We start from the raw sequence: 7,230 nt of genomic DNA on the forward strand, positions 1-7,230 counted from the left end.
AAAGAACCTAAATAACGTTCAGCATCTAATGCTGCCATACAACCAGTTCCAGCAGCTGTAACGGCTTGTCTGTATTCTTTATCTTGAACATCACCAGCTGCAAAAACACCTGGCAAATTTGTTTTTGTAGATTTACCTTTGGTTATTAAATAACCAGTATCATCCATCTCTAAAGTACCTTTAAATATATCGGTATTTGGCTTATGTCCAATGGCTATAAAAACACCTGTTACATCAATTACTTCCTTTTCTCCAGTTACATTATTAACAGCTCTAACACCTTCAACAACATTATCACCTAATACCTCGTCAATTTCAGTATTGTATTTCACTTCAATATTTTTAGTTTTGTTAACCCTATGTTGCATTGCTTTAGATGCTCTCATATAGTCTTTTCTAACTAAAATAGTAACTTTATTACAGATATTTGACAAATACGTTGCTTCTTCAGCTGCTGTATCTCCTGCTCCAACAACTACAACATCTTGTCCTTTGTAAAAGAATCCATCACAAGTTGCACAAGCCGAAACACCACCGCCTATTAAACGTTGTTCACTTTTTATACCTAAATATTTAGCAGTTGCACCCGTAGAAATTATAACTGAATTCGCTTCAATTTCAATGGATTCATCAACAATTACTTTGTGAATTCCTCCAACTTCCTTACTAAATTCGACTTTAGTAACCATTCCAAAACGTACTTCTGTTCCAAAGCGTTCAGCTTGATTTTTTAAATCCTCCATCATTGCTGTTCCATCAGTTCCATTTGGATATCCCGGAAAATTATCAACCTCAGTTGTTGTTGTTAATTGACCACCCATTTGCATTCCAGTGTACATTACTGGTTTTAAATCTGCACGAGCAGCATAAATTGCAGCTGTATAGCCCGCTGGACCAGATCCTATTATTAAGCATTTTATTCTTTCAATTGTATCAGACATTGTAATATTTTTTTTAATGAAACAAATTTATGGCATTATTATTAATATTAAACATCATTGTTTATAATTTTTAATAATGAAAACATAATTATAATTAATAAGTCGATGAAAATCAATTTACCCCTTATATTTGCATAAAAAACTTCACTATTGCGTAAAATATGACTACAAATAACATTTATAATTCCATTGAAGATTTTAATTCCTTTTTAGAAACTAATAGTGCCGTTCTTGTATATTTTTCAACAAATTCTTGCAGTGTTGGTGAAGCTCTTGAACCAAAAGTTGAAAGCTTAATGGCAGATTCATTTCCTAAAATTAAATTTATTTCAGTTGATTTAAATAGTAACCCAAAAATAGCTGCAAACTTTAATGCATTTGTTGAACCAACAATTCTCATCTTTTTTGAAGGAAAAGAAACAATTAGAAGAAGTAGAAATATTAGTATTTTTGAGTTGAAAGAAGCTATTAAAAGACCTTACCAACTTATTTTTGAATAAAACCTTGTAAAATGTATTATTAGTTTTATATTTGCAGTCCGAAATTATTCGGGGTGTAGCGTAGCCCGGTTATCGCGCCACGTTTGGGACGTGGAGGCCGCAGGTTCGAATCCTGCCACCCCGACAAATTATACTTTGTAATTTTAAAGCCTGTAACTAATAATTACAGGCTTTTACGTTTTATATACTTAAAGTAAGTATATAAATTTAATACCTATTCTCTTCCATATAAAGATTAAATTTCAATCATTTTTTTACGTATGTTTTTCATGTAATTTCTAACAAAAATTGACTCAAAAAAATAATAGTGTTCTATTAAAACAAGAAAGTGTAATTTTTTCTATTTTATATTAAAAAATACTTGCACATATAAAATAAATTAAATTAATTTGCACCCGTTAAAAGCCGATGTAGCTCAGCTGGCTAGAGCAGCTGATTTGTAATCAGCAGGTCGTGGGTTCGAGTCCCTCCATCGGCTCAAAAAAGAAATCGTCTAAAAATTAATTTTTAGACGATTTTCTTTTTAAATAAGTTATTATTCCCTGTAATTTATTGATGTATACTATGAGTTTTTTCCATTTCTTAAAATTTTCACAATACGATTAATCACTATTTCTGATAAATTCCAATTGTAACCATCAAAATTAGTTGTACTCATAAATTGCACAACAACAGTGTCGATGTCTTTGTGATATTCCGCAAGACTTTGATAACCAGGAACCAAACCACCATGTTCAAACACATAGATAGAAGCATAAATTTCCTGTTCCCCTTCCTCAAACACAGAACCATCGTTTAATGCACGTAAGAATATGCCTACATCTTGTGCTGATGCTAACATACCATTTTCATTGGTCTTAAAATCTTCCTCAACACCAACATAATAGCCACTCATTACATCATCTAAATTCACTTCCTTAAGCGAAAAAAATGTATTGTTAAGTTTAAGTGGTATTAATATTTCCTCCTTTATATATTCATTATAACTATATCCTAATACCTTATCCATTATTCTGCGAAGTAATAAATAATTGGTATTTGAATATTCATATCCTTTATCTGGTTTAAAACTAGCTGGTAAATCAAGGGCAAACTTAAGTGGTTCTTTCCCGTTTTCCTGTTCGTTTTCCCAATATGCGGGATTATCGGTAAAATTGGGAATACCACTTCTGTGTTGCACCATCATTCTTAAAGTAATTTTTTCTGCATGTTCGATTCTGCCAACTAATTCTGGAAAATAATCAGCGAGTGTTTCATCTAAAGACAGTCTATTATTATTTACCAATTTTGCAATTGCAACTGCAGTGTATAACTTACTTATACTTGCAATTTTGAATAAAGAATTTGGATCAGCTGGTATTTTATTTTCCCGATCTTTCCAACCACCTGTATAAAAAGCAGGTTCTTTTCCACCTTCATCTACATAAACAATCATACCAGCAAAACCATATCCAATGGCTTCATCTACTTGTTCTTGCACAGTTTCAGGCAATGGTAGTATCCAAGCCTTTACTAAAATCCATGGTACAAAGAACAAAGAAATTGCAGTTCCAACAAATAAACCTATTCTAATTATTAATGTTTTTTGTTTTTTAGTCATACTATTATTTATTTATCTGGTTATAATACACTATCTCAATCCTATTTTAATTTAAGTCCAAAAAGTGGTCTTAAAAATTTTATTCTTTTTATTAATAATTCATAAAAAGCAAAACAACCAACTCCTGTAAATACTACTATTAATATAAACTTTAATATTGTTGAAATATTTAAAGGTAAAATAAAATAAGAACCTAGGTATAAAAAAATCATATGAATTATATAGATTGGGTACGCTGCTTCACTTAAATAACTTAATGTTTTACTCGATTTATTGAGATAATTAAATCCAAATCCAAATATTGAAAAAATCCAAAAACATGATTCTATTGCTTTTAAATAATTTACAACAACCAATTCAAAATAAAACAATCGCATTGAGAAAAGAAGTATTGCTGTTAATAAAAATATCCACTTCCATTTAAGCACTGCTTTCCAAAAATATGTTTCACTGTATATTAATATAAATCCAAATAAAAAAGCTAAAAATCCTATTACAAACCCGTGAGTAGTCATAGCATACATTTCAAAGGATTCCATTTTTATTATTAAGGTTTCAATTACAAAACATCCTAAAATTATAAGAAAACCAAAAGGAGTTCCAAATAACTTTTTTATTTTTTCACCAATTAAACTAGATTCTATTCTTTTTAAATAAAAGAATAAAGGTGATAAAATTATTACATATATAAATATATTTCCTAAGAACCATAAATGGCTTCTATTTGGTGAAAAAGTAAAAACTTGATTGTAATAAGCTTGCCAAATCAATATATGGATAGGAACAATTAGAACAATGCCAACTATAAAAGGTATTAATATTCTTTTAGCTCTTTCCGTAAACAATTGCTTCCAGTTTCTTTTCTTTATGGCGAAACATACACCCATTCCAGATACAAAAAACAACAATGGAATTCTCCAAACATTGAGCATAGTCATAGGAACCCAAATAGATATTATAGGCTCATTACTCTGAATGAAGCCAATAAACACACCCCAAGGTTGAAAAACAATTGCAATATGGTATATTAATAACAATCCAATTGCAATTACTCTCAACCAGTCTATATCATATCTTCTTATTGAATTAGCCATTTTTTATTTTAATAATTTAGCAATTGTTGGTCTTGTTTTTTCTAAGTGCTCATAATCTAGTTTTAATCCAAATGGGCCCAAATCTCTATTTAATTGATCATAAACAGGCTTTACAGATTCAAATGGTGTCAAAACAGATTCCAACGCTGTTGCTCCAAAATTGTTTGGCAAACTCTTATCAGCACCGGCTTCTATTAAGGCTTCTACAATACTTGTACGACAATAGAATGCCGCAATATGTAATGCTGTAGAACCGTCTGCATTTGATAAATTAAGTTTTGCACCTCCATTAATTAATGCAATAGCGACATCAGTTTTTCCAAATGTTGCTGCAACCATAAGTGGTGTAGAACCATAATCATCTTTTTTATTTAAATCAGTCCCTGCACTAATATGTTGCTCAACGTTTTTCAGGTTTCCTAAAAATGTTGAAGTTATAATATCTTCTACCGGTGCTTTAACTTCTCCTTTTAAAACTGAATTTTCACCTTGATTTGCTTTCTGTTTTTCGCTTTTTCCATCACAAGAAACGTTTACTATTAATACCAATATTAAAAGTGTTGCTGTAATTAAATTTGATAAATTAATTTGTAATGTTTTCATTTTTTTTGATTTTAATTTTACTATTGTTTCTGTGGTGTAAAAATCTATTAAACTGTGATGCAGCACTAATCAATAAAAAAACAAATTGTATAAATTTTAATAAAACCATTGTAAACTATGGTGAATGGATATAAATTATGACGCATCTTATACTAAAAATTTAAAAATCGCAATATATAGCGCACACTTTGCTGAAATTAAATTCAACTTTAATAATTCGTATTTTCGCCAAAAAATGTCTAATTTCGGATTAAATTTTAACGATAATGTCAGATTTGAAATCTAATGAAAATGATTTTTTAAATCAGCTTACCCAAATCATTGAAGAAAACATTTCAAATGAACAGTTTGGAGTTTCAGAACTTGCAGGCAAAATTGGCATGAGTCGTTCTAATTTACTTCGAAAAATTAAAAAATTAACAAACTTATCCGTTAGCCAATTTATACGACAAATTCGTTTAAAAAACGCAATGGATTTATTAGAACAAGATTCCTTTACAGTTTCTGAAGTTTCATATAAAGTGGGTTTTGGTAGCACTTCCTATTTTATTAAGTGTTTTCGCGAGTTTTACGGATTTCCTCCTGGCGAAGTTGACTCAACATATGAAGCTGCTAAAAATTCTATTAAAAAAACAACATCAACTAAAAAAAGAACTGTAATAATAATAACAACAGCTATTTTTGTTTTTGTGATTTTTGCGCTATTATTTACTATTTTAAAACCTAGTGAAACTTCTAAAAAAACGAACTCAAAAAAATCTATAGCGGTTTTACCTTTTAAAAATGATAGTAATGACACGACGAATGTTTATTTTATTAATGGCGTTATGGAGTCGATTCTTTCAAATCTTCAAAAAATTGAAAACTTAAAAGTTATAAGTAGAACTTCAGTAGAAAAATATAGAAATAGTTCTAAATCAATTCCTGAATTAGCAAGTGAATTAAATGTTGATTATTTTGTGGAAGGTAGCGGACAAAAAGTAGGTGATAAAATTTTATTGAATATTCAATTAATTGAAGCTAAAAGTGACAACCATTTATGGGCTGAACAATATAATAAAGAAGTAACCGACATTTTTAAATTACAAAACGACGTTGCCAAAAATATTGCAGATAAGATTGAAGTAATTGTTACACCTGAAGAAGAAGAAAGAATTGACAAACTACCAACCAACAATCCTATAGCTTACGATTATTTTTTAAAAGGCTTAAACCATCTTCATAAAGAAACCAAAGATGGCCTATTAAAATCAATTGATTATTTTGAACAAGCCATTTCGCATGACGATGAATTTACACGAGCTTATGCAAATATTGCCATTGCATATTATTATTTGGATCTTTTTCTGGCAGAAAAACAGCATTCCACTTTAATAAATGAGTTTAGCGAAAAAGCCATGTTATTAGATTCTGAACAACCAGAAAGCTTAATTGCAAAAGGGCTTTCTTATATGAATAATTCTGAATATAAAATGGCGCTTCCTTATTTAGAAAAAGCTTTAGAATATAGTCCAAACTCGGCATATATAATTAATACATTATCTGATTTTTATACTAGTTATGTACCAAATACACAAAAATATCTAGAGTATGCTTTAAAAGGTGCTCAATTAGATATTGCGGCAAATGATTCAATTACTGCCAGCTACATCTATTTACATATTAGCAACGCATTTATACAAACAGGTTTTACAAAAGAAGCCGAAAAAAATATAAATAAATCTTTAGATTATAATCCTGAAAATATGTTTTCTGAATATGTAAGAGCTTTTATTTTATTCGCAAAAAACAACGACTTACAAAAAACACAAGAAACATTGCTTAAAGAATTTGAAAAAGACACCACTCGTTTAGACATTATGCAGGAAATTGGGAAAATTTATTTTTATATGCGAGATTATAAAAATTCTTATAAGTATTACCATAAATTTATAACAATACGTGAAACCCAAAAATTAGGAATTTATACGCATGAAAACTCTAAAATCGGCTATGTATATTCAAAAATGGGAGAAAAAGCTAAATCTGAAGAACTTTTTAATAGTTATTTTGAATACGCAACAAATGATACGTCTATCTATAAAAATTTAAGTTTGGCTGTTTACTATGCCTATAAAAACGACCAAAAAAAGGCCATTGAATATTTAAAGATGTTTTCTAAAGAAGATAATTTCCAATATTGGGTGTTGCTTTTCTTAAAAATAGATCCTTTGGTCGATAATATTAAAGACCTACCCGAATTTAAAGAGGCATACAACAATCTCGAAACTAATTTCTGGGAGAATCACAAAATCCTAAGAACATCACTTGAAGAGAAGGATTTATTAAATTAATTTTATTGCACAAAAAAAGCATCTCAATTGAGATGCTTTTTGCGGTCTGGACGGGACTCGAACCCGCGACCCCCTGCGTGACAGGCAGGTATTCTAACCAGCTGAACTACCAGACCGTTGCTCTTAGCGGATGCAAATATAAGAGTGTTTTTGATATCT

At 29.8% G+C, this 7,230-nt stretch carries 6 protein-coding genes and 3 tRNA genes; 4 read left to right on the forward strand and 5 right to left on the reverse strand.

Annotated elements, in window-relative coordinates; genetic code table 11:
* A partial coding sequence (trxB, locus tag AB1Z17_RS07475; protein WP_368051180.1) for a thioredoxin-disulfide reductase occupies window positions 1-941 on the reverse strand: 941 nt, incomplete at its 3' end.
* Between the two features lie 161 nt (window positions 942-1,102).
* Here trxB and AB1Z17_RS07480 point away from each other — a divergent pair.
* The 3 genes from AB1Z17_RS07480 to AB1Z17_RS07490 all read left to right on the forward strand — a co-directional run bounded on the left by AB1Z17_RS07480 (window position 1,103) and on the right by AB1Z17_RS07490 (window position 1,919).
* Window positions 1,103-1,441: a thioredoxin family protein gene (locus AB1Z17_RS07480; protein ID WP_368051181.1), complete on the forward strand. Its 339-nt coding sequence runs from the start codon at window positions 1,103-1,105 to the stop codon at window positions 1,439-1,441.
* A 49-nt stretch (window positions 1,442-1,490) separates the two neighbouring features.
* Window positions 1,491-1,565 (forward strand) — tRNA-Pro (locus AB1Z17_RS07485).
* A 280-nt stretch (window positions 1,566-1,845) separates the two neighbouring features.
* Window positions 1,846-1,919 (forward strand) — tRNA-Thr (locus AB1Z17_RS07490).
* 84 nt (window positions 1,920-2,003) lie between these two features.
* On the opposite strand, the gene AB1Z17_RS07495 is transcribed toward AB1Z17_RS07490, so the two are convergent.
* The 3 genes from AB1Z17_RS07495 to AB1Z17_RS07505 are packed head-to-tail and all read right to left on the reverse strand — an operon-like array spanning window position 2,004 to window position 4,738.
* Entirely contained in the window at window positions 2,004-3,041 is a 1,038-nt protein-coding gene (locus AB1Z17_RS07495; RefSeq protein WP_368051182.1) for a serine hydrolase domain-containing protein, read from the reverse strand.
* Between the two features lie 41 nt (window positions 3,042-3,082).
* Complete coding sequence (locus AB1Z17_RS07500) at window positions 3,083-4,135, reverse strand: acyltransferase family protein (RefSeq protein ID WP_368051183.1); 1,053 nt, start codon at window positions 4,133-4,135, stop codon at window positions 3,083-3,085.
* A gap of 3 nt (window positions 4,136-4,138) precedes the next feature.
* The gene (locus AB1Z17_RS07505; protein WP_368051184.1) at window positions 4,139-4,738 is read right to left on the reverse strand and encodes an ankyrin repeat domain-containing protein; all 600 of its coding nucleotides are present in this window, start codon (window positions 4,736-4,738) and stop codon (window positions 4,139-4,141) included.
* 266 nt (window positions 4,739-5,004) lie between these two features.
* On the opposite strand from AB1Z17_RS07505, the gene AB1Z17_RS07510 reads away from it, so the two are divergent.
* Complete coding sequence (locus AB1Z17_RS07510; protein ID WP_368051185.1) at window positions 5,005-7,071, forward strand: helix-turn-helix domain-containing protein; 2,067 nt, start codon at window positions 5,005-5,007, stop codon at window positions 7,069-7,071.
* 42 nt (window positions 7,072-7,113) lie between these two features.
* Here the strand turns inward: AB1Z17_RS07510 and AB1Z17_RS07515 are convergent.
* Window positions 7,114-7,187 (reverse strand) — tRNA-Asp (locus tag AB1Z17_RS07515).
* Window positions 7,188-7,230: the final 43 nt, after the last annotated feature.

The organism is Lutibacter sp. (assembly GCF_040883305.1).
Classification (GTDB): Bacteria; Bacteroidota; Bacteroidia; order Flavobacteriales; family Flavobacteriaceae; genus Lutibacter.